Origin of the sequence: Achromobacter sp. JD-1 (genome assembly GCF_038594925.1) — a bacterium.
Taxonomy (GTDB): domain Bacteria; phylum Pseudomonadota; class Gammaproteobacteria; order Burkholderiales; family Burkholderiaceae_B; genus Achromobacter; species Achromobacter spanius_C.
This window is the reverse complement of sequence record NZ_JBCGCS010000004.1, coordinates 83,891-107,764: the sequence shown is the minus strand read 5'-3', so window position 1 is coordinate 107,764 and position 23,874 is coordinate 83,891. Positions and strand designations below refer to the sequence as shown.

The 23,874-nt window shown below is 39.6% G+C and carries 36 protein-coding genes; 27 read left to right on the top strand and 9 right to left on the bottom strand.

Annotated elements, in window-relative coordinates; genetic code table 11:
• The first annotated feature begins 147 nt into the window (after window positions 1–147).
• Window positions 148–447, top strand: a complete 300-nt coding sequence (locus WBR68_RS08170) for a hypothetical protein (RefSeq protein ID WP_230693882.1) — start codon at window positions 148–150, stop codon at window positions 445–447.
• Window positions 448–694: 247 nt separating this feature from the next.
• Here WBR68_RS08170 and WBR68_RS08165 read toward each other — a convergent pair whose 3' ends face one another.
• The 4 genes from WBR68_RS08165 to WBR68_RS08150 form a co-directional block, all read right to left on the bottom strand.
• Window positions 695–1,009: a hypothetical protein gene (locus tag WBR68_RS08165; RefSeq protein WP_230693881.1), complete on the bottom strand. Its 315-nt coding sequence runs from the start codon at window positions 1,007–1,009 to the stop codon at window positions 695–697.
• 743 nt (window positions 1,010–1,752) lie between these two features.
• Window positions 1,753–1,956, bottom strand: a complete 204-nt coding sequence (locus WBR68_RS08160) for a hypothetical protein (protein ID WP_230693880.1) — start codon at window positions 1,954–1,956, stop codon at window positions 1,753–1,755.
• A gap of 267 nt (window positions 1,957–2,223) precedes the next feature.
• Window positions 2,224–2,922: a hypothetical protein gene (locus tag WBR68_RS08155; protein ID WP_230693879.1), complete on the bottom strand. Its 699-nt coding sequence runs from the start codon at window positions 2,920–2,922 to the stop codon at window positions 2,224–2,226.
• Window positions 2,923–2,932: 10 nt separating this feature from the next.
• Window positions 2,933–3,184: a RepB family protein gene (locus WBR68_RS08150; RefSeq protein ID WP_230693878.1), complete on the bottom strand. Its 252-nt coding sequence runs from the start codon at window positions 3,182–3,184 to the stop codon at window positions 2,933–2,935.
• 179 nt (window positions 3,185–3,363) lie between these two features.
• On the opposite strand from WBR68_RS08150, the gene WBR68_RS08145 reads away from it, so the two are divergent.
• The 24 genes from WBR68_RS08145 to WBR68_RS08030 all read left to right on the top strand — a co-directional run bounded on the left by WBR68_RS08145 (window position 3,364) and on the right by WBR68_RS08030 (window position 19,060).
• Window positions 3,364–4,143: a hypothetical protein gene (locus WBR68_RS08145; protein WP_230693877.1), complete on the top strand. Its 780-nt coding sequence runs from the start codon at window positions 3,364–3,366 to the stop codon at window positions 4,141–4,143.
• Window positions 4,144–4,257: 114 nt separating this feature from the next.
• Entirely contained in the window at window positions 4,258–4,428 is a 171-nt protein-coding gene (locus tag WBR68_RS08140; RefSeq protein ID WP_230693876.1) for a hypothetical protein, read from the top strand.
• Between the two features lies 1 nt (window position 4,429).
• Window positions 4,430–4,753, top strand: coding sequence for a hypothetical protein (locus tag WBR68_RS08135; protein WP_230693875.1), 324 nt, complete (start codon window positions 4,430–4,432; stop codon window positions 4,751–4,753).
• Between the two features lie 6 nt (window positions 4,754–4,759).
• Window positions 4,760–5,233 carry a hypothetical protein gene (locus tag WBR68_RS08130; protein ID WP_230693874.1) on the top strand — a complete coding sequence of 158 codons (474 nt, stop codon included), beginning with the start codon at window positions 4,760–4,762 and terminating at the stop codon, window positions 5,231–5,233.
• A 97-nt stretch (window positions 5,234–5,330) separates the two neighbouring features.
• Window positions 5,331–5,975: a hypothetical protein gene (locus WBR68_RS08125; protein ID WP_230693873.1), complete on the top strand. Its 645-nt coding sequence runs from the start codon at window positions 5,331–5,333 to the stop codon at window positions 5,973–5,975.
• Window positions 5,976–6,408: 433 nt separating this feature from the next.
• Window positions 6,409–7,032, top strand: coding sequence for a hypothetical protein (locus WBR68_RS08120; protein ID WP_230693872.1), 624 nt, complete (start codon window positions 6,409–6,411; stop codon window positions 7,030–7,032).
• A 210-nt stretch (window positions 7,033–7,242) separates the two neighbouring features.
• Window positions 7,243–7,767, top strand: a complete 525-nt coding sequence (locus WBR68_RS08115) for a hypothetical protein (protein ID WP_230693871.1) — start codon at window positions 7,243–7,245, stop codon at window positions 7,765–7,767.
• Entirely contained in the window at window positions 7,751–7,939 is a 189-nt protein-coding gene (locus WBR68_RS08110) for a hypothetical protein (protein WP_230693870.1), read from the top strand. The genes WBR68_RS08115 and WBR68_RS08110 overlap by 17 nt, the downstream gene beginning before the upstream one ends.
• 1 nt (window position 7,940) lies before the next feature.
• Window positions 7,941–8,240, top strand: coding sequence for a hypothetical protein (locus WBR68_RS08105; protein ID WP_230693869.1), 300 nt, complete (start codon window positions 7,941–7,943; stop codon window positions 8,238–8,240).
• Window positions 8,241–8,681: 441 nt separating this feature from the next.
• The gene (locus WBR68_RS08100; protein WP_230693868.1) at window positions 8,682–8,927 is read left to right on the top strand and encodes a hypothetical protein; all 246 of its coding nucleotides are present in this window, start codon (window positions 8,682–8,684) and stop codon (window positions 8,925–8,927) included.
• A complete protein-coding gene (locus tag WBR68_RS08095; RefSeq protein WP_230693867.1) occupies window positions 8,924–9,184 on the top strand; it encodes a hypothetical protein in 261 nt (86 codons plus the stop codon). Before WBR68_RS08100 ends, WBR68_RS08095 begins: the two co-directional genes overlap by 4 nt.
• Before the next feature lie 95 nt (window positions 9,185–9,279).
• Window positions 9,280–9,816: a hypothetical protein gene (locus tag WBR68_RS08090; RefSeq protein ID WP_230693866.1), complete on the top strand. Its 537-nt coding sequence runs from the start codon at window positions 9,280–9,282 to the stop codon at window positions 9,814–9,816.
• A gap of 94 nt (window positions 9,817–9,910) precedes the next feature.
• Window positions 9,911–10,705, top strand: coding sequence for a hypothetical protein (locus WBR68_RS08085; protein ID WP_230693865.1), 795 nt, complete (start codon window positions 9,911–9,913; stop codon window positions 10,703–10,705).
• Between the two features lie 127 nt (window positions 10,706–10,832).
• On the top strand, window positions 10,833–11,645 hold the full coding sequence (locus WBR68_RS08080; protein ID WP_230693864.1) for a hypothetical protein: 813 nt from the start codon (window positions 10,833–10,835) through the stop codon (window positions 11,643–11,645).
• 123 nt (window positions 11,646–11,768) lie between these two features.
• The gene (locus WBR68_RS08075) at window positions 11,769–12,485 is read left to right on the top strand and encodes a hypothetical protein (RefSeq protein WP_230693863.1); all 717 of its coding nucleotides are present in this window, start codon (window positions 11,769–11,771) and stop codon (window positions 12,483–12,485) included.
• A 117-nt stretch (window positions 12,486–12,602) separates the two neighbouring features.
• Complete coding sequence (locus tag WBR68_RS08070; RefSeq protein ID WP_230693862.1) at window positions 12,603–13,265, top strand: hypothetical protein; 663 nt, start codon at window positions 12,603–12,605, stop codon at window positions 13,263–13,265.
• 120 nt (window positions 13,266–13,385) lie between these two features.
• Complete coding sequence (locus tag WBR68_RS08065) at window positions 13,386–14,426, top strand: hypothetical protein (RefSeq protein WP_230693861.1); 1,041 nt, start codon at window positions 13,386–13,388, stop codon at window positions 14,424–14,426.
• 119 nt (window positions 14,427–14,545) lie between these two features.
• Window positions 14,546–14,848 carry a hypothetical protein gene (locus tag WBR68_RS08060; protein WP_230693860.1) on the top strand — a complete coding sequence of 101 codons (303 nt, stop codon included), beginning with the start codon at window positions 14,546–14,548 and terminating at the stop codon, window positions 14,846–14,848.
• 50 nt (window positions 14,849–14,898) lie between these two features.
• Window positions 14,899–15,693: a hypothetical protein gene (locus WBR68_RS08055; protein WP_230693859.1), complete on the top strand. Its 795-nt coding sequence runs from the start codon at window positions 14,899–14,901 to the stop codon at window positions 15,691–15,693.
• A gap of 112 nt (window positions 15,694–15,805) precedes the next feature.
• Window positions 15,806–16,459 carry an ankyrin repeat domain-containing protein gene (locus WBR68_RS08050; RefSeq protein WP_230693858.1) on the top strand — a complete coding sequence of 218 codons (654 nt, stop codon included), beginning with the start codon at window positions 15,806–15,808 and terminating at the stop codon, window positions 16,457–16,459.
• A gap of 20 nt (window positions 16,460–16,479) precedes the next feature.
• Window positions 16,480–17,307, top strand: coding sequence for an ankyrin repeat domain-containing protein (locus tag WBR68_RS08045; RefSeq protein ID WP_230693857.1), 828 nt, complete (start codon window positions 16,480–16,482; stop codon window positions 17,305–17,307).
• A gap of 615 nt (window positions 17,308–17,922) precedes the next feature.
• On the top strand, window positions 17,923–18,189 hold the full coding sequence (locus tag WBR68_RS08040) for a hypothetical protein (protein WP_230693856.1): 267 nt from the start codon (window positions 17,923–17,925) through the stop codon (window positions 18,187–18,189).
• 23 nt (window positions 18,190–18,212) lie between these two features.
• The gene (locus WBR68_RS08035; RefSeq protein ID WP_230693855.1) at window positions 18,213–18,506 is read left to right on the top strand and encodes a hypothetical protein; all 294 of its coding nucleotides are present in this window, start codon (window positions 18,213–18,215) and stop codon (window positions 18,504–18,506) included.
• A gap of 419 nt (window positions 18,507–18,925) precedes the next feature.
• The gene (locus WBR68_RS08030) at window positions 18,926–19,060 is read left to right on the top strand and encodes a hypothetical protein (protein ID WP_255695938.1); all 135 of its coding nucleotides are present in this window, start codon (window positions 18,926–18,928) and stop codon (window positions 19,058–19,060) included.
• A 207-nt stretch (window positions 19,061–19,267) separates the two neighbouring features.
• On the opposite strand, the gene WBR68_RS08025 is transcribed toward WBR68_RS08030, so the two are convergent.
• From WBR68_RS08025 to WBR68_RS08015, 3 genes are read right to left on the bottom strand one after another with little or no spacing between them, the layout of a single operon-like run.
• The gene (locus WBR68_RS08025) at window positions 19,268–19,492 is read right to left on the bottom strand and encodes a hypothetical protein (protein ID WP_230693854.1); all 225 of its coding nucleotides are present in this window, start codon (window positions 19,490–19,492) and stop codon (window positions 19,268–19,270) included.
• A gap of 13 nt (window positions 19,493–19,505) precedes the next feature.
• Entirely contained in the window at window positions 19,506–19,973 is a 468-nt protein-coding gene (locus WBR68_RS08020; RefSeq protein WP_288069636.1) for a pilin, read from the bottom strand.
• A gap of 36 nt (window positions 19,974–20,009) precedes the next feature.
• On the bottom strand, window positions 20,010–20,465 hold the full coding sequence (locus tag WBR68_RS08015) for a pilin (RefSeq protein ID WP_288069634.1): 456 nt from the start codon (window positions 20,463–20,465) through the stop codon (window positions 20,010–20,012).
• A 175-nt stretch (window positions 20,466–20,640) separates the two neighbouring features.
• Here WBR68_RS08015 and WBR68_RS08010 point away from each other — a divergent pair, with 175 nt between their 5' ends.
• Window positions 20,641–21,474, top strand: coding sequence for an ankyrin repeat domain-containing protein (locus WBR68_RS08010; RefSeq protein WP_230693853.1), 834 nt, complete (start codon window positions 20,641–20,643; stop codon window positions 21,472–21,474).
• Between the two features lie 44 nt (window positions 21,475–21,518).
• Here the strand turns inward: WBR68_RS08010 and WBR68_RS08005 are convergent, their stop codons facing one another.
• Entirely contained in the window at window positions 21,519–22,226 is a 708-nt protein-coding gene (locus WBR68_RS08005; RefSeq protein ID WP_230693852.1) for a hypothetical protein, read from the bottom strand.
• Window positions 22,223–22,492, bottom strand: a complete 270-nt coding sequence (locus WBR68_RS08000) for a hypothetical protein (protein ID WP_230693851.1) — start codon at window positions 22,490–22,492, stop codon at window positions 22,223–22,225. Before WBR68_RS08000 ends, WBR68_RS08005 begins: the two co-directional genes overlap by 4 nt.
• Before the next feature lie 321 nt (window positions 22,493–22,813).
• On the opposite strand from WBR68_RS08000, the gene WBR68_RS07995 reads away from it, so the two are divergent.
• Complete coding sequence (locus tag WBR68_RS07995; RefSeq protein WP_230693850.1) at window positions 22,814–23,872, top strand: hypothetical protein; 1,059 nt, start codon at window positions 22,814–22,816, stop codon at window positions 23,870–23,872.
• Window positions 23,873–23,874: the final 2 nt, after the last annotated feature.

Below are 23,874 nucleotides of genomic sequence, written 5' to 3'. Positions count from 1 at the left end.
TGTAAGATTCATTTAGGATTAAATCTTTCCCCATGCTCTAGTTTTAGCAAAACAAAAATGAATGTCAACAGTCAAATGGTTGACTTGATTTTTTATTTCAATTTTGTATAACTATCTTATCCACCAAGAAAAACAAAGGAGACAAAAATGGATAAGAAAATCGTCAAAAAGCACAGTATTACATTGAAAGAAATCAAGAAAGCCGCTGACATGGTAGTTGGCTTTGAAAATGCTATCGCAGCACAATTAAAGCTTGAGAAAGATATACACAATGGCATTGCTTTGCACAGATTCAAATTGACTCTAACCGTCTACCACAAGAACAGAACAAGAAATCTAAAGTATGAGTTCTATGGAAAAAATAAAAAAGACCTTGTTTTAAATATGCTCGACCTACAGGACGAAAGCGAGCTTGAGTTTGCTTTTACACCGTTCATGACAATCTAAGTCTGACGACAGCAGCACAAACAACGAAAGCCCTACGGGGCTTTTTCTTTTTCCAAAGACTCTACCCACATGCCACCGTTTTAGGAGACACGGGCGAGCCGGTCCCATAACAGCCACCTACGGCCTCGAGCTACGGCATGGGCATAGTTCCACCTGGTCAAGAGCCTCAAGCACGTCCAGCAGCCTTACAGCCACTACTACAGGCACAAAAAAAGCCGCCTAAGCGACTTGTTTGATTTCTACATCCTCAGATTTTCACAGGCTTTGTTTTGACACCCTTTGCAGGCAAAGAATGCTCAATCTCAGTTTTCATTATCCATATCACAGGAGACTCAAAAAGACCCTTTAAAGCGATAGGAGCATAAAGACGATAAGCATTTGCACCATTGCCATAGTAAAACTTTTGAATGCAAGAAAAAGAGGAATTCAGACGAGCCTTTTGATGGGGGCTAAGTTTGAACTCAGTCAAAGCAACTCTATCTTTTGTATTTCCTCTCAAACTATCTTGAGAGTCATTTTTTTCTAAGTATGCGCAAAGGGCATCAAAATTTCTTGCATCCATGTTCTTATCCTTGTTGTTTGTTTTATATTAGCAAAACACAGAAAACAATCAAGTGATAAAACAAAGCAAACGATATCGAATTTTCGGCGCGTTCCTTTTTTTATTTCACTAACGTGAAACCTCTACGAGTTCATTTATGCTTAGATGATGATTAAAGAATTCTCTTTGATGATGATTTATTCAAATGAATAGATGATGTTTACTATACTTTGTCAAGCTTATTCGTTCATTCGCTTTGCTCATTCACTACTAAGCATTGACAAAGCTAATCCCACAAGCCAAAAAATAAATTTGGCAAGGGGAGCAATTTTCAATCCTTAGTAGTGCCTACATGACTGAGCAAAAATCAAATAAGTGTTTTTGCTTTGAGAGTTCGTGATCTTAATATCACAAATAACCGTGTCTCTCTGATTGCTAATACGTTGGGCTTTGTTATTTGGTCCATTCTAGCCTCATTGTCAATCATTGCTGATTGATTTGCTACCTAACACTATCGCCTTTTCCAGTTATCAATCAACATCATTGAAAGAATATTTTTACCTGCGCAAGTTTGTGTTCATTCACAACATAGAGCCGAATCGGGAGCCTACCAAGGCTGACGCATAAACTCTAATCAGATTATTAAAGCAAAAAATTATTGATTGTCAACTTTATTAAAGTCTACCTGACGTAGAAATTAATGAATTTATTTTCAAAAATTTAGAAAAGCAGTTCATAAAAAAAGAGCCAAAGGCTCTTTTTCTTTATGTTTTGATTGTTTCTATTGTTGATAAATAATTTCCATTATCAGGTTCATCAACATAAGAACTTTCATAAACCAATTTTTCTCCAAATTGTATTTTTTCCTCATCATTCTTTAATTTTTCCAAGATTTCCTCTAAACCTCTAATTAATGAAAAATAAGATGTGTCTTGAAATTTAATATCTAATTGGTAGTGTTGGCTCATGATTGTCCCAAGTCAGTTGAAAACAAGCCATTTTACCAGTCATCAGCCATGCGGAAAAGTTGCTCAAATTTTCGGCTATACACATTTTTCTACGTCAGGTAGTATTAAAGTAAAAGCACAAAGAAAAAAGGCCACGCTATCAGTGTGGCCCTTATCTTGAGTTCAACTTTTCAGTTGGCATCAACCTTGGTAGTAATCTAGTTATACAAAAACGAACGGCAAAGTCAAGAGTGTTGATATAGATGAATGAAAAAAACTTTAGATTGATTAATGATAGAGGTTTAAAACAGTCTCAGAACTATCAAAATCAATGTCCAAATGTCCAACGGCGCCGATGTCCTGCAAGTAGCCTAGAACGGCTTTAAATCGCTTGTCGCTTATGTGTTTGAGCAGTTCCCTTGGGTAGTCCCTCACGAACGATTGCAGAGCCTTGAGGGAGTCCAGCAGGTCAGTCGCATGCTCATGGGAGAATAAGTGCAGATTGCTACCTATCCGAGCAGGCACGATGTCCCTACCCTCTTTGAGTGCCATACGGCCAAGGTGGAGCAGGTAGAACCACTTGAACCCCTCATCAGTGAAATCCCCTTGCTCTAGAGCCTCAGCAAAAGAGTTGGGCGACCACTCAGCCACAGTCTCAAGACGGAAACAGGCCACATAGAGGCAATAGGCAGTCACAAGCGCCTCAGCTTGCCTTTGACCAGGTGCAGCCTGGAACAGAACCTTGACGAGCTCGCCGGCCCCATTGCCCACAGAGGACACCACCAACAGGGCTACAGCCCTCTCAGGCGTGAATTGGTGGATGAGGTCAACCCTAGCGAATGTCTCAGGGCTTTTGACCCGCATGAGGTTGAGTGCAAGCCACTTGGCCTCAAGAGGCATGCCCAACAAGTCATCAAGACTCAGGGCTAGGTGTAAGTCGTCCAAGGTGCAGACACCAATTGCACCCTCAATGTCATGTCTTTCCATGACCCAAATTTTAAGCCAACAGACTGCCTTGCCTCATGGCTTTATCAAGCAATCGCTCAATCAATTCTTTTTGAGTGAGATTGTGGATAGAGCAAAGAGCATCAGCAAAACCTTTTGCCTCTTTTGAAATATTGACATTCAAAGGCTTGAGTCCTGCAAGCTTGTCAGCATCCCTTTTTCTTTGTTGAGCCAAAGCGACTTGCTCTTTTCTAGACAAAGGGCTTGTTTTGGGTCTACCAATTCTTGCTTGTGTGTCAATCATGTCTATCCCCGTTAAATCAATAAACTGATTACAGATAGATAGATCAACGCATCTACTCAATCTTTTTATCACTCAGTCATCAAAAAGACGCACACAAAGATATCGAGTTGACTTTTATTTAGAAATGCTATTGCTTTTCTCTTTGTTTTTAATAATATATAAATAACAAAGGAGAGAACATGCAAACAAGAAAAGCAAACACAAATGCAATTGTCCAAGATTTCAGAAACAAAGGCGTTTTTGAGTCAAAAGACTCAATCCTTTCTCGCATCAATTTATCTACCGATGAAACAGAGAAAGATGGCGACTTTGACAGCTTGCCATTCCTAAACAAGAAAAACAAAAACTATGACAGCTACAACATTCCCCACCTAGAACAGTCCATCAGAAAAAACAGAGCCAAAGAATTTGACTTTGATTTTAAGAATGAGCAGCAAGTTAATACTGAGACTGAAAGAATGGAATTGGCCCTAGAAAGAAAACACAAAGAGCAAAAGTTTGAGCAATGGGCTGACAACATCGCCCAAAACTCAGAGGGTGCCGTTTTAAGTCAGAGACAAAGATATTGGATAACAATGTTTTCTTGTGTATTGGTATCAGCATTCATTTTCGGAAACCTTGCAACTAGCTCAAATTTAAGCAACCCACATTCTTTGAATGACATTGCAGCAGTATCTATCAATAATGTCCCTGCCAAGACTCAAGAACAACAAGCTCAGGAAATCCATGATGCTATGGAAAATGGCTTTGAAAAAGCCAAGGCTGATATTGAAACAAACAAGAAAGTTGACGACGTTGCCCAAGTCATAAAGAAATCAGGCAGCTACGACAGAGCTACACAAGAAAAAATCAATGCTCACTTGCTTTCCATCATGGACATCAATGCACAGTTAGGCCAAGGCGTAGTTGACAACTTGACTGCTGCAAAAAACCTTATTGCCAAAGGAGCAGCCAAATGAAAGAAAAAATCAAGCTCTTTGTATTCCTAGTGATTGTTGGCACAGCAATCTATCTAGCAATTACAAAAACTCTAGGCACTCTTATTTAACAACAACAACCACAGGAGACAAAAAATGAGAAATTTCAACACAATGACCAAAGCTGAATGCATCAGCCTTATCAAAAGAATGTTTGGCTTTGAAACCTATCAAGGGCAATTCTCAGAGAAAGACGATGTTGCAGTTTTACGCTCTATAGCTCAAGCACAACACGACAAATACTTAGTCATCTTAGGGAGAGCTTGATATGGCAAAGAAAACCTACCCACCACACATACAAGCCATGCTAGACAAAATCAAAAAGGCTAAGACAGTGGCAGCCGAGCAAAGAGAACTTGAGCAAAGCCAACCTACCAAATTTGAGCTTAAAACGATTTACACAGTCGGCCAGGTGCAGCAGGAACTAACCCTTGCTCTTGCCTCAGTCTCAGACTTAGGAGCATGGAAAGAGTCAGAGAGGTTCTTAAAGGAGCTTTTCACAGACGATGACTACAGCCTAGTTAGTGCAGAGATTACGGAATACAAAAAAACGAGGTTCACAACAACAGATTACTTTTATATATGGAGATAAAGAGAAATGAATAATAAGAAAGGAACAGTGCAGGCAATCATAGAGACTGCAAACGAGCAAACGACAGTGCAAGAATTATGGGAGAAAGTAGGACAAGACTTTTCCCTTGCACATGTCTATTACATAGTCAGAAATAACAATCTGCCATTCAAGCGCAAAGACACCACCAAGCCATTTAAGCACTTGGCAGCATTGCAGGCTTTAGACACTGAGAACATGAACATCAAACAAATCATGTCCAAACTCAATCTAAAGAGCCGCACAGACTACCATTCAATCTTGATGACTTTGAGAAAGAACAATCTCAAGTTCAAACATGCAAGAAAATCCACTTGGGACAGCAAGCTAATGGTTTTAGACACCACAGACTTGACCATTGATGAAATAAGCAAACAAATAGGAATGCAACACGCATGGCAAACAAACAAGCTCTACGAGAAATTGCCAAAATTAGGCAAAACCTACAAATCAAGACGATAAATAAAAAAGGCCCCGACTAAGGGGCTTTTCTTTTTTTCATTGCTCTTGATTAAATCTTTCTTTTTTGTATAAGTAATCAATACAAAGGAGAAAGACAATGATAACAATAACGACAATTTTATTTGGCATGTTCCTCATTTATATGGGAGCCATACCAAAGAAAAGAAAACCAAAATTCGGACCAATCGTTGCAGCACCGACAGGCGGCAAGATTCAATCAGAAATGATTCCAAGGGACATGCACGGCAAGAATGTTCGCTCTAGAGTGGAGCAAAAGACTTGGCAAGCCATAGCCCACAGATCCCACGACCTCAACAGACAGCTATACAAGCTACAGCCTAAGCAATGCGAGGTATGCAAGAGCAACGGCCACAAGCAGGGCTTTGGACACGCCCTAGAGGCTCATGAGGATTGGAGCTTTAGCCATGTGACACGCACACAGAAACTCATGCGTATCCGTTCCCTATGCCCTCTCTGCCACAAGGCAGTTCACATTGGCCTTGCCAAAAAACAAGGCTATGAGGAACAGACTAAAAAGCACATGCAGCAGGTCAACGGCTGGACTCTTGACCAGGTGGAGGCACACATAGCCCAGGCAACGCAAACCGTCAGCGCAATGAGCCAGATGGGGCAATACAAGCTAGACCTTACCTACTTGAACAGCAACAGCTATGCAGGAACCCACAGGTTCAGATTTACAGACAACGAAACGAGCAACTGCCGACCAGGCATTTTCTACTGAATGAAAGCCCCTTTGATTGGGGCTTTTTTATTTCTGATAGACAAAATAATTGATTTAGATATTGATTTCTTTTTATGATTTTGTATAACCAAATTAACCAAATCAAAAGGAGAACACATGACAGATAAAATAAACAAATTTGTAAGAAAGATTACACCAGGAATATTGATATACCTAGCTTTATACACAATTTGGTTTCTAATCCACTCATACAACACATCAACATCATTGTTTGAAACGATTTATCAAACCTTGTGCATATTTATAGTTTTTTGCGGCCTGCTATATGCGAACCGAGACGAACAACAAAGCGAATAAACAAAAAAGCCCCAACCAAAGGGGCTTTTTTATTAATCATTGATATCGAGTTCAAGGCAAATCCTTGCTTTATCTTTTGATTTTAATAAGATAAAGATAACAACAAGGAGAAATAATGCCACCAATTTACATATACATCGCAGTCTTGGCTTTGATTTCTGCAAAGCTTATCTATGACTCAACAATAGGAAAAAGTGAGGCAGAAAGAACATTGACAGAGCTTTCAGACAGGCAAGCCGCCATCACTGCTATTTTTGAGAAAGTATGCGAACTATCAAAGAACCTAAACCCAAGAGAGGAAATGGCCGAGCAAGCAAAATTGTTTAATGATATTGCCGAGCTACACCGTGAAATCATTAACAAGATAAATCAATGCGATGTCTTGGAGAAAGTTTTCCAAAAACAAGTGCAAAAGCTACCAAAACACTACAGTGGAAAACTCATTGGCAAGTATCGAAAAATAGCTAAAAGCTGGACAAATGCTACTGAAATACAAACTCACCATGCAATGCACACGGTAACAACAGTAAGATTTATCAAGAACAACTACAGCCTACAAATCCTACCAATTCTTGAATTAGCAAAAAAATCCATAGCCAATGGCATGATTATTCAATATCTAGACGGCAGAACGATTGATAAAGAACAAGTTATACACGACATTGAAAAGCTCCACCTCAATCAAAAACTCAAAGCCACATTGCCGCCAAAACAAAAGACTAAGGTCGTTAAGATATGAGAAAGCCCTACGGGGCTTTTCTTTTTTCAAATGAGGACTTTACCAACATACAAACGCGGTTGAGAGAGTCGGTCAAGCCGCTCTCAAACAGCCACCTACGGCACACGACAAACAACAAGACTTATCCATCTACAAAGATATCCATTTATCTATTGACTCTTGATTTTTCTTTTGTATTTAATAAAGTAAATATAACAACAGGAGAAAGCAATGATTGGACTATTTAGAAAACCAAAGCCACGAACAAATCAAGAACTTGTGATTGAGTGGTTGCAATCTATCTCAAAGAGAAACCCACAGATTTCAAAAGAGATTGAGCTACTTGTTCAGTATTGGACAGAGCCAGGTTTCACAACACACAAACACCTACAAATCCAAATTCCAACATTCTTTACTGAGTGGATTGGCCGAGTAGATTTGACAGCTATCTATGAGACAAGCGCAGGCCGCAAGCCTTGCACCATGTTCAATGCAGTGACCATCATGCATGAGCGAATCACACCCATAAACATTGAATATCAATTCAACTACCACCATGACGGCTTGCACTACACAAGAACAATCAACATGGCCTCAGACGTTCAGCCTTTATTGAATGCAGCAGCCGAGAATGATTTATATGAGCAGAAAGCAGCACTGACACTGCACTACTTGACCGCTACCTACGCGACCAAGATTGTCAGACACCAATTTTTGATTGAAAGGAGAAAAAACAAAAATGAACACACAACATAAACTTGAATTTTTTGGCAAAGAGGGATTTCTTGATACAAGCAAACAGCCCAACTTTGGCACAAGAACACTCTACACAGCAGGCTTAGATAATTTATCCAATCGTTCAGTCTACAAAGGATTGATTGAGGAATTGAAAGAAAGAAACAAGAACAACAACACGGAGAAAAACTAAAATGAAATCAGTATTAGCAACCTTATTCACTGCCATAGCTTTCACATCTACAGCTTATGCAGCAACCTCAACAGTCATTGAGAAAACACTTGTCTCAGCACAAGTCATTGACGGACAGACAAAGATATTCTTTAACGACAAAAACAACTTATCAGACTCAGACTTGAAACGAGTAAGAAAGTATGTTGACGAGTTCAAAAGAGAAAACACAAACTATCGTATATGTGTTCTTGAATTGAACTATCAAAAGACAGATTTAGACGAGATAACTATAGAAAACAAAGCAAAATGCAAGAGATAAAAGCAAAGCCCCGATTCAAGGGGCTTTTTCTTTGCCTAAAACAATCACTTTTCAAGAAATGCCCACCAAGGCACCTAACAGCCTCATAGACGCATTTGCCACGCTCAGACCACTCTGCCATTGACCACAAGCTTTTGACGCAACCTAGACGATTCTGAGAGGTCGATTTTTCAAAAATCAAAGACAAAGATATCGAAAATCAATTATTTTGCATTTCATCTATTGCTTTTTGATTTCATTTTAATAATATATAAATAACAACAGGAGAAAGACATGATCTACTTAATTATCGGAATAATCGGCGCATTCATATTCAAGAAACCACTTATTGAATTATTTGAGATTGCAGTTGCTCACTTATTCAATGCGATGGACAAAGCTTGGAATGCAATCTTTAACTAAACCACTCACAAAAAACAAAAACAACAACAGGAGAAAACCATGAGCACATTTACATTATCAGCAGCAGCAAGAAAACAAGCATTCTTAAATCAATTCGTATGCGACACAACAAGAGCCTATGCATCAGCCCTTTATGACCTAGAGGCAGCAAGCATTGAAAAGCACGACAGAAAGATTTTTGAAAGAGTCTTAGATATTGTTGACATCTATGACGAGATAGACGAATCAGAACTTACAAAAATGAGAATTCAAAAGCTTGCCAAAAGCGAACAGGTGGCAGCATGAACAACGACCACCTATTCTCAAAGTCTTTCACAGAAAAATTGCTTTCCAAAGCAGGCAGTTCAATTGAACACTTTGACATCAAGGCTGACGACGACAACCAAATCATTTCAATCTACAGCCAACATAGAAAACCATTTGAAAGACGATTGACAAGAATAACTTTAGACACTCAAGGCGAAACGATAAAAAGAGATAGATATTGCCAAGAGTCTGAGGACGAGCTTAAAAAATTCATTGATTTGATTTTGCAGGAATAAACAAAGCCCCAATCAAGGGGCTTTTTCTTTGGTCAATCGCTATTGATTTTTCAAATCATTTTTGTATATTAAAACAATAACCACAAGGAGACTTTATGAACCAAGAACAGAAAGACAAAGCCACTATCAAAGAGCTTATGGAGCAATCACACGATGCTGCATATTTAGACAACATGCACTTTGCTCAGTTAGCACTTTTAGACTTGATAGACAACCAGGTAGAGGAACAGCACAAGCAGCGTCTTGCCCAAGCCGTAGAACGAATGAAAGAGACTGACTTAGAGCCTCTACAAGCCAAGATTGACCAAGCTACCTACGAACTGCACAGAGAGGACAGCTATACAGCCACACCAGGACAACAGCTTTTTGTTCAGTCTCGCAGGAACAACTTGAGCATGAACCGTATGGTTTCAACCAACGCACACAACAAGCTATTGACCAATTTCCTTATCCATTCCAAAGGCATGAAAGTAAGCAAAGAATTGAGAGACAGCTTGCACACTTTAGGCTTTGACGAACTTGTGAAAGAGATTGACAAGAAACATAAAGATGAACAAGTCAGACAGAATTGGCACACCTCAAAACCTGCCAAGATTCACACCAAATCAAAGAGCCTTAATATCAATATCTAATAAAAAAGCCCCATGATTGGGGCTTTTTCTTTTGGACGGCTCTTGATTTTCTTTGTCATTTTTGTATAACTATAAATACAACAAAGGAGGCGACATGCTTAATAAAATTAAAGAGTTTTTCACAACCAACAACTCAACCACAATCAAGAGTCTTGATGACTACTACGAGCAGCACACAATTAAAACCACAGTGAAAGAAAGTGGTAAAGACGTAGTTAAGACAATCACAACAATCAGAACTAAGCCTATCCACTTAGAGAATGCTTTTAATGCAATTGAGAGCAACGACTTTGAGTTATTCAAGAAATCATTGACAGAGCCATTGAAAGGAGTGGATGAATTAGAGCCTTACTTAATCGTTGCAGTCACAGAACACGGCAATCTATCTATGTTCCAAGTGCTATGGAATGCGATTGATAACAGATACGAAAAATCAAAAGAATTATTTGTATTGGTTGCCATGAATGCAGAACCAACAAAAGGCATCTTGAACTTTGTCATTGGTCAAGTGCAAGTTCCTTTTGTTTTCTCAAGTTGTCTTTCAGAACTCATCACAAGAGGTAAATACGAAACTATTGAGCAAATCTACAAAGTCTCTGCGGTTGCATTCACAAACTTTGAGATGGCCACAATCATTGACGATATAGAACAAAAGCGCATTGCCATTACCAATGCCTACTCAGTGGATGAGTCTTTGACAGAGACAGAAAGAGAATTCAGATGCACCAAGGCTCTTTCAGCAGACGGCTTGAATGTCAGACTTGTTCAAGAAATCTTGAACAGATACAAGCCTAAACCTCAAGCAAGAACAGACGGCAAACTTTCAGCCATTGAATTGAGAAAGTTATACAAAACAATGCCCGACCATTTAAGAGTCAAGATTGCATAAAACAAAGCCCCAAACGATGGGGCTTTTTTCATTGGCAAAGGATATCGAAAATCAATTATTTTGTATTTCATCTATTGCTTTTTGATTTCATTTTAATAATATATAAATAACACAAAGGAGAAAGACCATGACACAAGAAAACCAAAAATCAGAGAATAGCCCATTCGGGGCAGAGCTTGAATTTATTGATGTTCCTACAAGACTAATTGCCGATCCTAACTCAGCCAACTACGAATTCCAACAAGCCGCCTATGACTGCATTATCTTAAGTCGCATTGATGGACTACCAAACGCAGAACTGTTAACAGATAAAAACAAAGATTTAATTCTAATCCTAGCAAGGCAAAACATTGATGTTCTTAAAAAAATCAATATCACAGATGATGGAGACTTTCACCTCACTGACGAGATGCATTTTGTTCAAGACGAATTTAAAGAGCTTTTCGAAGATGAGTTCATGGCAATTTCACCGTATTGGCTAAGAAACCATGCATCATGTTTCTATGCAACATCAAAAGTGGAGCCTGCAACAAGAGATGGGTGGATTGTCAGTGAAATAGATTTGGACAGCAATGATTACCAACAAAAAAATTCAGATGGAAAAACATTGAATGATTATTGCTCTAATCGTGCCAATTTCAACATCTCATTGAAAGACCTTGAGGAAAACACAAATTATCAAGGCTCTTTCCGTTCAGGCAGAACTAGAAACATAATCCATTCAATATTGAAACATGAAAGAAACTTTGAAATTCAAAATGGCATGTCTTACAGAGCGTATCTTATGCAAGCGATTAAGAAAGCTGTCTACGAACACATTGACAACCTAGAGCCAAAGACAAAAAAGAAAGCTGAATACAAAAACAAGACTTACAAGAACACAGCAAAGCAGGCCAAGCCTAGCCCAATCTTAATGTCTTTGATTAACAGAAAACCATAAGCAGCAGTACCAACAGCAAAGCCCCAATCAAGGGGCTTTTTCCATTTTGCCTACTCTATGCCCTTGATTTTGTCTATTGTTTTTGTATAACTATATAACCACAAAAAAGAAAAAGGAGACAACATGCAAAACAACAAGAGAAATGACGTGCAGGACATTCTTGCCATCATTAAAGATATGGATGAACGAGGCGAATGGATAACAGCACCAACGATCTCAAAATACTTAGGACAATCAGCAGCAAACGTCAGTCGTATTCTGAAAGCCTTTGGAGTCAGTCTTAGACCCTACCAAGCCAAATACAAGGCCAAGGTCAAGGAACAGGACATCAGCACCATTGCAGCCCGTTTAAGACGTTTCAAGACCGAGAACTACACCTTAGAACAGCTTGCCGAGAAAACTGGCTATGACGGTGGAACAAGAAAACTCAAAGCTATCCTTGTCAAAGAAAAACTACCCTACAAGACAAAGTCATGGTTCGCCCAACACTTGAAAAAGGTAGAGACAGAAAGCAAGACAATGAGAGAGCTTTTCAACGAGTGCAAGGCAAAAGACAAGAGCATCAACTACACGACCTTTAGAACTCGCTTGTATGAAAATGCCATTCCATACAAAACCGTTTGGAGTCGCAAGATATGGTGGCAAGACTTGAAAGGCTTAGACAAGAACGTTCCACAGGACGCCATAGACGAGCTACATGCCTATTTCAAAGAGAACCAAGTCAACACCTTGGACTACACGGCCAAAGAGCTCTACGGCTACTTTGATTTCAACATGCCCTATTTAGCTTTCAAGCATTTGATAGTGAGCCAAGGAATAGAGACAGCCAAGCCACAATAAAGAAAGCCCCAATCAAGGGGCTTTTTTGATGCATTCCGATATCGTCTTTAGTGTCCTATCTCTTGATTTGATTTTTCTATTTTGTATAACTATAAGAACAACACGGAGAAAACCACAATGAGAAAAATACTCTATACCTTAGCTTTTGCTTTGACAATGATTGGAACAGCACAAGCACAAAACAAATCAAGTGAAATGAATTGCGACTCAACATGCTTGGGTGGATCAATCGGCACTATGACAACACAGCAAGCAAAGGCTCAGACAGTCTATGCAAGCAACACCTCACAGATGGCACCCGTAACCTCAACCCAATCCGTCAGAAACATGATGGCCTCATGTCCAGCAGGCTTTACATACCAAGGCAGTGCCTACTATCCAAAGAGTCAAGTCATCACAGTCACTTACTACCGCAATGGTCAAGTGGTCGGCACTCAAACCATGCCTGAGAAAGACTTAGACAACGACTGCACAGCGACCCAATACCAAACCTTGCAGTGTCCCGCAGGACAGACAGGGCTTATCAATCAGCAGCGCACAGTTTCAACAGGAGACTCAGGACTTGAGTATTCAGCCTGGCAGACCACCTCAAACACTTGCCAGAGCTCTAGCGGCGTTTGGGTATCCCTTGGATGGCAATACGGCAAAGGAAATCCAAGTCCTTACCCTCAATGCAATTACATGACATTAAGACCGGGTGGAACCTGCACTCCAAAGGGATACAGATGTGCTTTTGATGATGACCGCACAACAAAGGTGGCAACATACGAATGCCAGTAACTACCTCAAAGGACTCTTTAAAGAGTCCTTTTTTTTGCACCTCATAAGATATCTAATTGCAGTAAGTTTCTTGATTTCTTTATCCTATTTTTTAAGATAGGAAAAACACAAGGAATCAATATGAATGACTACCAAAAGGCAAGACTTATCAAGGCCAAAGAACATGCAGAAAGTAAAGGAGGAATGTGTATATCTGACATTTATACAAACTCAAAGGCAAAGCTCAAATGGGCTTGTTCTAACCCCAATCATGAAAATTGGGAGACAACCTATGATTGCGTTGTTCAACGAGGTCAATGGTGCTTTTGGTGCGGAATCCAGCAAAGCAAAGAAAAACAGGTTAACAAAAGTGGCCTTGCAGAGTTACAGAAATTGGCGACTGAGAAAGGAGGCTCTTGTCTTACAACCGAATACACGAACAGCAAAACACGCATGCTTTTTCAGTGCTCAAACCATGAACACAAGCCCTTTGAGTCCAACTATGTGAGAGTTATGAGAGCGGGTGTATGGTGTCCAAGGTGCGGGAACGAAAAAACAACCTCACACACCAGGCTCAAGGACGGCCTAGAACGAGCTCAAGCAATCGCACAGGCGAAAGGTGGCGCTTGCCTATCAACGCACTATCAAAACGCTCATGTCCTCCTTGAGTTCAAATGCTCAAATCCTGAACATGCCACTTGGATGGCCCCATTCCAAAACATAGCTAAGGGGCATTGGTGCGCTGAGTGTGCAAAGAAAAATCTAAGCGAGGACAAGACACGATTGTTTTTTGAGGCTCATTTCAACAAGGCATTTCCGACCGTTAGACACTCTTGGAACATGAACCCTTGGACGAACATGCCCTTGGAGCTTGACGGCTACTGCCAAGAATTCAATCTCGCCTTTGAGCATGATGGAGAACACCACACGACCTTGAGCTACAAAAAACATAAAAAGCCCAAGGACATGACTTATCAGCTATTCAAGGATCACCAAAAGAAAAAGAACTGCCTTGCTCATGGCATAACACTCATAAACATTCCAATCATTCATGCCAAGCACCGCAATGACTTTGAGGCATTTACAAGGCACGTAGTTCAACACTGCGCCAAACAGGGATTAGTCATGGAATTCTCAAAACAAACTCTTTCAGAGCTTGAGGTTAAATTTAGAAAAATATGACGAATTCCAATAAACAAAAAGCCCCGACCAAGGGGCTTTTTTATTGCCTGATTTCTTTGATGCCCTTGATTTTCTTTTTCTTTTTTGTATAAGTATTAGACAACAAGGAGACAAAGAAAATGAGAACACATTACGAAAGCAAAGATTGGCTTTTATTGCATATCTACACTACAGAGAAAACACAAAACAAAGTCATTCTTGCAAGTGACAATTTCAACAACTACATAGTTGTAGATTTAAACCTAGCTCAAGACAACACTTTCTATGTTGCTTTTGACGGCACAGATTGCTTAGTGAGTGAGTTCTTTCTTGAGGAAAAATACACAATCAAAGTGAAATTAAACATCTTTGCGAACTACGCAAGCATGCAAATTGGAGAAAACGAAAAGGTTTTATTCAAAAGAATTGGTGCAGACTCTTGATTTTCCATTTCTTTTTTGTATAACTATAGAACAACTACGGAGATAACAATATGAACAGTCCATACACAAAAACAATAGTCATGCCTCTTTCTATTCATGGAGACGTTGGCAAATCAACAGTATTAAAGATGACAGCAGCAGGCTTTACCGAATTAGGTATTGAGTTTGAGACATTTGATGCTGATAAAGACAACAAGACCATTCACAAGGCTTTTTCAGAAAAGGCAAAGAATGGAGAACCAAAGGCAGAACAAAATTCAAAAACAGGATGCCCAATCATTAACATTGACAGAGATCCACAAGCGATTGTGAATACAGTAGCAATTGAAAGAGCGAGAGGCATTGTTGACACCCCTGCCCGTGCAGTAGCCGCTATGTTTGAGTCATTCGGCATTGAGGGAACACAAATGTATTTTGATACTTTTGCATTCAACAATACATTGCCTTTATTTCAAATACCATTCACCGACAACATAAAAGCACCTGAGACTTTGGCATTGGTTCATCAATATCTTGATCCACTAGACTTTAGTTTTTATGAGCCCGGCTTTGTCGCAAAAATTCAAATCATAATCAACAACGGTTTGATGAATGCAAAATCTACTGCAATGGTTCCTTTGGCAATGCAAGCTTTGCAAGAATCAATTGCATTGAAAGCTTTGCAAAACGATCCACGCTTTCAAGTTTCCATTCATACAGTTAGAACACAGCTTACTCAACCCGGAATAAATGCTCTAGCGGGAAAGACAATTCATCAGGCTTTATCTGAAAAACAAGACCCTGCCGTCAAGACTCTTTTAAATAGACTTTTGATGGAGGGGAAAGCGATTGCAAGTGCAATCTAATTCCACAAACAAGAAAGCCCCATTCATTGGGGCTTTTTCTTTGTTCATTCATTGCATTACCCTTGATTTTGTTTTTCGTTTTTGTATAACTATTAGAACAATGGAGCAAAGAATGAACTACAACATGAACTTAAGCATTGCTGCAATCACAGGAGACATAGACGCAGCAGCAGACGCCGTAAAACACGGCGCAGACATAGACAACGATGACGGCCAAGCACTCATTGAGGCCATAAGAGCCGACGACTTGAGGATGGTCCATGCACTCACTCAACTCGGCGCCAACGTCAATGGCATTGGGGGGAAACCTCTTGCAGAGGCTCTAGAACGCCGCAACACGGACATAGCCCTCTACCTGGTGGAACACGGAGCCAACCACTACGAGGCAGCGATCGATCTAGCCATAGTACGCGACAGAACCGACTACCTACAGACTCTCACAGCCCTTGGAGCCACCATACAGGCCACAGAGGCACAGGTAAGCCTTGCCCTAGACCGTAAGGCAAGCGCATTGGTGCTGATGCTCATGGAACACGGCTACGAGCTCACAGAGGCCCAGGTCCTCAAGGTTATCTACCTTGAATTGCACCAGGTCATCAAGCACTTGACCCACCACACCGGCTACCTACCCACACAGGAGCTCAGAGACAGCTTGATGGGGAGCCGTTATGAGTGGTTTTTGCATGGCATAGCCAACAGGGAGTTATACAAGACTCTCACCAGAAATATGACTGCAAGAGCAAAGGAACAGGTCAGAAAGATTTAAACAACAAAAAAAGGAGACTTATGGAATACGAACAACAAAGCGAAACAGAAAACGCAATCAAGACCAACAACCTCAACCTTTTCAAAAAACTGATTGAGGAACAACAGGAGGATGACAGATACCTACCCCTTGAGACTGCATGCCAATACAACAGATTGGAGATGGCAAAAATTCTTATTGAGAAAGGGGCATATATTCATGATGGTTTCAATAGCCTTGCCTATGCAGCAGAACACGGCAATATTGAATTCATAAAGTATTTATACGAGCATGCACAACATATTGGCGATCCATACAACGGCCCCTCAATCTCACAAGCACTTGATTCAGTGGCAGGCGCAGGCCACGTCAAAGCAATGGAATTCATTCTGAGTCTCTATGACCGTAGCAAAGTCACACCAGGCTATGACCCCATTGATGGGGAGGCAGTAGAAAGAGCAATTGAGTCAAAGCACCTTGATATGCTTAAAGCTCTTGTCATGAATGGAGCAAATCTACGTTCAGGCAACGATATTGCATTCAAACAAGCAAGGGCAATGAAACGCCACAGAAAGCCATGCCGAAAGCTTTTGTCCATCCTCTCCTACCTTGAGAATGTAAAAAAAGATTGGGCACTCTACAAGGCTATCATTAACAACAAGCAAAAGCGAATAGACAAGCTACTCATAGATGAGCAGAGAGTATTTTCCAAAGAAACGAGAGCATGGTTAAAACATGGAACTTACAAATTGCCTGCATTTCAATATGCACAGAAAATCTACAGACTTGGAATTATCAAGCACAAACTACAAAACAAGCTTTCCAACAAAACAATCACGACACCGAAAGCCAAGGTCAATAAAATTTAGATAAAGCCCCTCTTTAGGGGTTTTTCTTTTTTCATGCCCTTGATTTATTTTTTCTATTTGGTATAAGTAAACAAGATTGTTCAAGGCTTAAAAGTTATCGTCTTTGTTCATAACTAGAAATAGTCACATAGACGTTTTGAGGGAATAGCATGGAATCCTCATAGAACAGAAATGTTCCGTAGCTCTATCAAGAGCAGAAACAAGAGAAATCTAAGACTAAGCCCTACGGGGCTTTTTTCTTTTGGTGGATCTACCCTGCCCTTTCAAAGCAGTAGAGAGACACGGACGAGCCGGTCCCACAAAACCACCTACGGCAACAAGCTAAGGAATGATATTTATTTGACCAAAGCTATTGATTTTCTTTTTGTTTTTTGTATAACTAAAACATAGGATAAATACAGCAATCAAACCTTTTTGGTTGTGAGTTCGAGTCTCACTTAGACAGCAATGTTTAGTAGCTCAATGGTAGAGCAGAAAAAAGAAAAACATTATCCTGATTGAATCAAGCCTCATTGCTGAGGCTTTTTTCTTTTTCATCAAAGATATCGACTTTTGGTTTATCTATTGCTTTCTCTTTTGTATTTAATAAAATATAAGTATCACAAAGGAGAAATCATGAAATACAACTTACAGAAATTAAGAAAAGACCCAAACCTAGTTTTAACAACTGAGACTATTACGGGTGAATACGACCCAATGAGAGGGAAACTTTACAGCACTATGTCATTGATGAAAGACGGAAAGCTTGTTTCCAAAATCGCTAGATTTGGGCAAATTAAAAAATGCTATGACTTTGCAATGACAGCATACTTTGTCCATGAGGGCATTGAATACAACACCAACTTTAAAGAAATTCAGCTTTATCTAAAGTCCATGAATTAATAAGATACTAAAGGAGAAAAGCCATGCAACAGACAAGAGAACAGCTACTAAGCCACTACAGCAAACTTTCTGAAAAACCAAAGAATGGCATTGTCATTCTTGATCAGGACGAGCTAATTTGCTCATACCAAACCAAGACCACCACAAAGCTAGTTTTCATAACTCAAAAGCTTGACCGTGAAACTTTCAAAAGATTTTGCATCATCAAAAATGAACTCAATGCTGACAAGGTAGTAGTCTATTGCGAAACAGCGACCTACGATAGTCCAGGAACCCTTGAAATCAGATTAAACAGAGATGAGCAACCCATGTATTGAGGCAATCAAACATGAGCTACAAACAGAAAAGCCCCAACTAAGGGGCTTTCTCTTTTTTCACCCAACAAAGATATCGACTTTCATTCATTCTATTGCTTTCTCTTTTGTATTTAATAAAATATAAATAACACAAAGGAGAAAAGCCATGAGATTAGATATAAAACTTACCAACAACTTAGAAATATTGCACTCAGTCAAAAATGTGACCTTGGACGACTTATACAGAGTCTACTTTCATATCAAAAACAGCATGCCAAACACATTGACCACACTTTCCTATAGCTCAAAACAAAGAGGCCGCAAGTTCTACCTTGGAGACAATGGCAAAGAACATGTCTTTGACAACAAGAAAGACGCCTACATGTATTTGATGAAATCCTACGGCGATTTTTCAAAATAATGAGAACTGGAGAACACCAATGAAAATCAAACCAAGAAACCACGTTGCATTAGCCCTTATGCAATTCAAAAAGAAATCAGGAGCACATGGCAAGTCAGAAAAAGCTCAACGCAGACAAGAAAAGATTGAACTCAACAAACGAAAAGACCAATAAAAAAGCCCCAGGGATTGGGGCTTTTCTACGCTCTCACAAGCAAAAAAAAATAACTAATTTAAACACACGCCTTTTTATCGGCAGATATGGCAATCGGGAAAATTCCATACCTTAATTAATAATACTAAATTTTAATGATTTGTCAAGCAAACTTATACAAAATAAATAAGCCCCAATCAATGAGGCTTTGTTTATTCATAGTTCAAATCAGTAGTAAAGGACAGTGACATTGCCCTCTTGCTTGACCACATGACGAGAGACATTGTTTTCTTGACCCTCATAGCCACGACAAACATATTTCATGTTGCCTTGCTCAAAACCAATCACACAGTAAGGTGCAATGGTTGCAGAGACTTGGATTGTCTTTTTGATTTCAGCAGCAGAGCATACAGACACACTTGCCATCAAGAGGAATGATAAAAGAGCTTTCATAGTAACTTATTCCTTACAAGCATGATGTTGGTAAAAATTCATTAGGAATATTGTCACCAGAAATTCCACTTTCCCCTTTACATGTCCAAATCAAATTGTCTCCGCCATTGGAATTCTTTTGTGCCATCAATGTAAGTGTTTTTCCGTTGATTTTTGCATTTGCCTCATTTCCAAAGGTTGCCAATACATAGACAGTGTTTGAATTACCACCGGCAACAATTGAGTTAGTTGAATATTTTCCTGATGCGGTTCCAACATCATTGTTTATAGACGGATCTGGCAGAGTTCCATTTTGGGCATAATATTCTTCGATAACTGGCTTAAATCTTTCCATTAAAAGAATGCCCTCAGATACTTGCGCGCGAATTGTATAGTTCTGATAAGCAGGTAAAGCTATTGCTGCAAGAATTCCAACGATTGCCACAGTTATCATTAGCTCTATAAGTGTGAAACCCTTTTGTTTGTTTTTTGTTTGTCTCATTTTTTTCCTTTTTTGTTTTTGTATAGTTTTTATGTTTCAAGAGTCATTTTGGCAAGAACTTGGCAACCATCTTTTTGGGAATCCACCGTAAGAGGGGCAAGTCCAAATCAATGTTCCACTGCCACTTTCTACAGGTTTTAAAATAACCCAATCATAGTTAAATTTCTTGCTTGCATCAGGACCATTCATTTGAGCCATTATTGCACCGTCTTGAATAGTCCATACACTTGAATATTTGCCATTGATTGGCATTGTGTTATTTCTAAGTCCTACCCCACCTTGTGCCATTATGTCTGCAAGATTTCCATCATTGGCGTATTGCTCTTGAATTTCTGCTTTTACTTGTTCCATTAACAAATAAGCCTCAGATACTTGCGACCTTAAAACATAGTCTTGATAGGCAGGTAAAGCAAAGGCAGCAAGAATGCCGACGATTGCAACCGTGATCATTAGCTCAATGAGCGTGAAACCTTTTTGATTTTTTGTTTTCATGTCCCCCCCTTTTGTTATGGTTATATTATTAAATATAGCAAACCAAAAACAAAACACAAGAACAACATGATATCGACCAACAAAAAAGCCCCGTTATTGGGGCTTTTTCTTTGGCATAGCCATTGATTTTCTTATGGTTTTTTGTATAACTATTAGATAACAATAAGGAGAATTTATGAATCGAGAAACATTGAACGAGAAATTTTTTGACGCCGTTGTAAATCTAGATAAAGACTATGCAGCGAAACTTTTAGAGCAAGGCGCAGATGTTGAATGCTACGGAAACCTAGCACTACATCAAATGGTTGAGGATGGACACATGGACATGGTTAAGTTTCTGATTGAGAACAACGCCGATGTCAATTCAATACGAGGTGGAGACTCTGCTTTATACACAGCCATTAACTACAGCCAAATTGAGATAGCGAGCTATTTACTAGACAACGGGGCTGATGCCAAAGCCGAACGTAGTGCAGCCTTATCAATAGCATGCCAAAACCAAGACTTTGACATCGTTAAAAGAATGATTTCATTAGGGGCAGATTCATTTAACGACTTTTCATCTAACGTCATTTATGCAGCCATGCACTCAAAAGAAAGCTTGGAAATGATTGTGAATGCTTATGGGGAGTCATCAGTAGGAGAAAGACTACAAAGAGCCTTAACCGAGTCAGTAATTTGCAGGAACAACATAGCTGCAAAGACACTCATTGAATTCGGAGTTGACCCAACTGAAAATAATGACAATGCTTTTTACCAAGCCGTCAAAGTTGATAACAAGGAGATAGTCAATTACTTGCTACATGATAGAAATATGCCAATCAGAGATACAACAAGAGAATGGCTAAAAGGTCTTTCAGATACATCTATCTTAGGAACAGAGGCAGAAAGATATGCTTATGCAGAACAATCAATCATAAAAAGAGACTTGCATGAAAAGCTACAAGTCAATCTCAATACACCCAAGACAAAAGCCACAAAAAAACAATCCTTTTCACTCAAGATATAAACAACAAAGCCCCAATCAAGGGGCTTTTCTTTTTGGCATAGCCATTACTGAAATCCATGAGGGGTTAAATCTACCCCCAACTCTTTGCATTTGATTTTGAATGCACCAAAGCAGCTTTGCTTTAGGTTCTCGTTTGAACCAAAGGCTTGAGTCAGTTTTACAAGAGGGGTAAAGCGACTTTGACTTATCTGAGTGAAAACGGCCAAGAGTTCATCGTCTGACTCTGACCAGGACATGCCCTTTTTGTCATAGAAAGCCAAGACCTCAGCATTCAATCTGTCAGTGTGTTCCTTGAATGGAAACTCATCCAGGTCATAGACGGCAGAGGTAGATGCCACAGCAGGAGCTACAGACACAGCCATAGGCTTGTGAGCTACCACCGGCGCAGTAACACCCCTTTGACCACCCACAGACCCTACAGCAGCCACAGGAGGGCGGGACGTGTCTAACGGAGTAGTTATGGCTAGAGCCGGTAACGGATGAGCTTTGGAGGCTGATTGTTTCGTCTTACCTACTCTAGACATGTAAGACCTGACCAACTCAGCACTTGCATTCTCATAACCAGATTCACGCAACAGCATAGCAAGAAATTCATTGACACCAATGTTTCTCTCTCTAAGCAGAACGATTAACTCAGATTGCCATAGGTCATAGTGAGTCTTAACGGCCATCATGAGATTAGATGGCTTTTGAGCAGATAACTCAGATATGAACCTGCTTGTTATTTCAAGCACCTTATCTTTGTCGCTCATTTTTTAAGAACCTTTTCTTTAGCGCGACCCAAATAAGTATTGAGAGTTTTCAAGTCAATCTCATAACCACAAGCAACCAAGATTTCCAAGATTGCAGAATTATAGCTTTTACCCACAACAACACAAACAGGCTTTAAGTCTCTTTCCCAATGTTTAATGTTTGAGCGAATAACAGACATGACAGAGCCACGACCATTGAAAGCAGTTTTTTGAATTTCTAAAATTTTTTCAGTTGTTTTAGCCCCAACCTCATCAAGTTTATTCATTTACACATCCTTTGTTGTTATACAAAAGATATTAGCAAATTAATGTTATTAGTCAACACAATAGATAACATTTAGCCACTTTCATATCACAAAGAATGATTATTGGATACGAAAGGCATCGTTTTGCTTTTTTTGAGTACGTTTAGCATCGCTCAGTTGTTTTTTCCCGTTTTCTTAGGATGAAAAGGATATACAAGAACAAATCGAAAAAGTTTTTTCTAAATGGGCTTTCAGCCCTTTAAATTATTGGTTTTTTCCGCCCGTTCTTGCTTTTTCTTTTTAATTTGTTATCTTTATTAAATACAAGAATAAAGAAACAATATGAAAAAAGAAAAACTAGACCAAAAACTTGAAATAGCAAAGACACACGCAATAAGCAAAGGTGGCAATTGCTTGTCAACCGAATACATAAATAACGGCTCTCCTATGTCTTGGAGTTGCAGCAATCCTGACCATAAAGAATGGAACGCGACATACAAAAAAGTCGTCTGTTGCGGAACCTGGTGCCCTCAATGTTCAAGAGAGGTTGCACGCATAAAGATGCAATCTCCAAAACTATCAGCCGAACAACGCCTTGTTATCGCACACAACCATGCAAAAGAAAAAGGTGGAGTGTGCCTTACTGCTACACCAAAAAAACCAAAAGAGCCGCTTACTTGGAAATGCGAGGACGAACAACACCAAGCTTGGACTGCTTTGCACGACTCTGTTGTAAAGCTTAATTCATGGTGCCCTGAATGTGGAATTACACAACGAGCAGAAAGCCGAACAAACAAAGAGGCTCTTAAAATCGCAAAAGAACATGCACAAGCTAAAGGTGGCGACTGTCTCTCTACTGAGTATATCAGTGCAAGAGATTACCTAATTTGGAAATGCAACAATCCAGAACACCCAACTTGGTTGTCCTGGTATGACACCGTTATAAGACAAGGCCACTGGTGCCCTCAATGCGCTAACGAAAGCAACATCAGCGAAAACAGAGTGAGAGCGATCTTTGAGGTTAGTTTTGGTCATAAATTTCCAAACTCAAAACCAGAATGGAATATTAACCCTTGGACAAACAAGCCACTTGAACTTGATGGCTACTGCAAAGAGTTCAATCTTGCTTTTGAATATGACGGAGAACATCATTTTGAAATTGATCCATACAACACGGACAGAAAAAAGAATGGCCTAATTTATCAGCAATTCAAGGATGAACAAAAGAGAAAAAACTGTAGAAAAAAAGGTATTACTCTAATTAATATACCTTACATCCCAACACACAAGCTGAACAATCAGCAAGATGTATTGCAACACGTAATCGCAAGCTGTATGAGATTTGGATTAAGCCTGACATTCACAGAAAAACAACTACAGCAAATTAAAGAAAAATTTTAAGG

Bases quoted from the DNA above. Each gene is read 5' to 3' on its own strand.
- WBR68_RS08065 (WP_230693861.1), top strand. From the start codon at position 13,386: ATGAATGACTACCAAAAGGCAAGACTTATCAAGGCCAAAGAACATGCA.
- WBR68_RS08115 (WP_230693871.1), top strand. From the start codon at position 7,243: ATGATTGGACTATTTAGAAAACCAAAGCCACGAACAAATCAAGAACTT.
- WBR68_RS08160 (WP_230693880.1), bottom strand. From the start codon at position 1,956: ATGAGCCAACACTACCAATTAGATATTAAATTTCAAGACACATCTTAT.
- WBR68_RS08130 (WP_230693874.1), top strand. From the start codon at position 4,760: ATGAATAATAAGAAAGGAACAGTGCAGGCAATCATAGAGACTGCAAAC.
- WBR68_RS08140 (WP_230693876.1), top strand. From the start codon at position 4,258: ATGAGAAATTTCAACACAATGACCAAAGCTGAATGCATCAGCCTTATC.
- WBR68_RS08170 (WP_230693882.1), top strand. From the start codon at position 148: ATGGATAAGAAAATCGTCAAAAAGCACAGTATTACATTGAAAGAAATC.
- WBR68_RS08060 (WP_230693860.1), top strand. From the start codon at position 14,546: ATGAGAACACATTACGAAAGCAAAGATTGGCTTTTATTGCATATCTAC.
- WBR68_RS07995 (WP_230693850.1), top strand. From the start codon at position 22,814: ATGAAAAAAGAAAAACTAGACCAAAAACTTGAAATAGCAAAGACACAC.
- WBR68_RS08135 (WP_230693875.1), top strand. From the start codon at position 4,430: ATGGCAAAGAAAACCTACCCACCACACATACAAGCCATGCTAGACAAA.
- WBR68_RS08005 (WP_230693852.1), bottom strand. From the start codon at position 22,226: ATGAGCGACAAAGATAAGGTGCTTGAAATAACAAGCAGGTTCATATCT.
- WBR68_RS08165 (WP_230693881.1), bottom strand. From the start codon at position 1,009: ATGGATGCAAGAAATTTTGATGCCCTTTGCGCATACTTAGAAAAAAAT.
- WBR68_RS08025 (WP_230693854.1), bottom strand. From the start codon at position 19,492: ATGAAAGCTCTTTTATCATTCCTCTTGATGGCAAGTGTGTCTGTATGC.
- WBR68_RS08145 (WP_230693877.1), top strand. From the start codon at position 3,364: ATGCAAACAAGAAAAGCAAACACAAATGCAATTGTCCAAGATTTCAGA.
- WBR68_RS08045 (WP_230693857.1), top strand. From the start codon at position 16,480: ATGGAATACGAACAACAAAGCGAAACAGAAAACGCAATCAAGACCAAC.
- WBR68_RS08070 (WP_230693862.1), top strand. From the start codon at position 12,603: ATGAGAAAAATACTCTATACCTTAGCTTTTGCTTTGACAATGATTGGA.
- WBR68_RS08100 (WP_230693868.1), top strand. From the start codon at position 8,682: ATGAGCACATTTACATTATCAGCAGCAGCAAGAAAACAAGCATTCTTA.
- WBR68_RS08095 (WP_230693867.1), top strand. From the start codon at position 8,924: ATGAACAACGACCACCTATTCTCAAAGTCTTTCACAGAAAAATTGCTT.
- WBR68_RS08020 (WP_288069636.1), bottom strand. From the start codon at position 19,973: ATGAGACAAACAAAAAACAAACAAAAGGGTTTCACACTTATAGAGCTA.
- WBR68_RS08110 (WP_230693870.1), top strand. From the start codon at position 7,751: ATGAACACACAACATAAACTTGAATTTTTTGGCAAAGAGGGATTTCTT.
- WBR68_RS08030 (WP_255695938.1), top strand. From the start codon at position 18,926: ATGAAAATCAAACCAAGAAACCACGTTGCATTAGCCCTTATGCAATTC.
- WBR68_RS08105 (WP_230693869.1), top strand. From the start codon at position 7,941: ATGAAATCAGTATTAGCAACCTTATTCACTGCCATAGCTTTCACATCT.
- WBR68_RS08150 (WP_230693878.1), bottom strand. From the start codon at position 3,184: ATGATTGACACACAAGCAAGAATTGGTAGACCCAAAACAAGCCCTTTG.
- WBR68_RS08040 (WP_230693856.1), top strand. From the start codon at position 17,923: ATGAAATACAACTTACAGAAATTAAGAAAAGACCCAAACCTAGTTTTA.
- WBR68_RS08125 (WP_230693873.1), top strand. From the start codon at position 5,331: ATGATAACAATAACGACAATTTTATTTGGCATGTTCCTCATTTATATG.
- WBR68_RS08090 (WP_230693866.1), top strand. From the start codon at position 9,280: ATGAACCAAGAACAGAAAGACAAAGCCACTATCAAAGAGCTTATGGAG.
- WBR68_RS08080 (WP_230693864.1), top strand. From the start codon at position 10,833: ATGACACAAGAAAACCAAAAATCAGAGAATAGCCCATTCGGGGCAGAG.
- WBR68_RS08050 (WP_230693858.1), top strand. From the start codon at position 15,806: ATGAACTACAACATGAACTTAAGCATTGCTGCAATCACAGGAGACATA.
- WBR68_RS08085 (WP_230693865.1), top strand. From the start codon at position 9,911: ATGCTTAATAAAATTAAAGAGTTTTTCACAACCAACAACTCAACCACA.
- WBR68_RS08000 (WP_230693851.1), bottom strand. From the start codon at position 22,492: ATGAATAAACTTGATGAGGTTGGGGCTAAAACAACTGAAAAAATTTTA.
- WBR68_RS08035 (WP_230693855.1), top strand. From the start codon at position 18,213: ATGCAACAGACAAGAGAACAGCTACTAAGCCACTACAGCAAACTTTCT.
- WBR68_RS08155 (WP_230693879.1), bottom strand. From the start codon at position 2,922: ATGGAAAGACATGACATTGAGGGTGCAATTGGTGTCTGCACCTTGGAC.
- WBR68_RS08010 (WP_230693853.1), top strand. From the start codon at position 20,641: ATGAATCGAGAAACATTGAACGAGAAATTTTTTGACGCCGTTGTAAAT.
- WBR68_RS08055 (WP_230693859.1), top strand. From the start codon at position 14,899: ATGAACAGTCCATACACAAAAACAATAGTCATGCCTCTTTCTATTCAT.
- WBR68_RS08075 (WP_230693863.1), top strand. From the start codon at position 11,769: ATGCAAAACAACAAGAGAAATGACGTGCAGGACATTCTTGCCATCATT.
- WBR68_RS08015 (WP_288069634.1), bottom strand. From the start codon at position 20,465: ATGAAAACAAAAAATCAAAAAGGTTTCACGCTCATTGAGCTAATGATC.
- WBR68_RS08120 (WP_230693872.1), top strand. From the start codon at position 6,409: ATGCCACCAATTTACATATACATCGCAGTCTTGGCTTTGATTTCTGCA.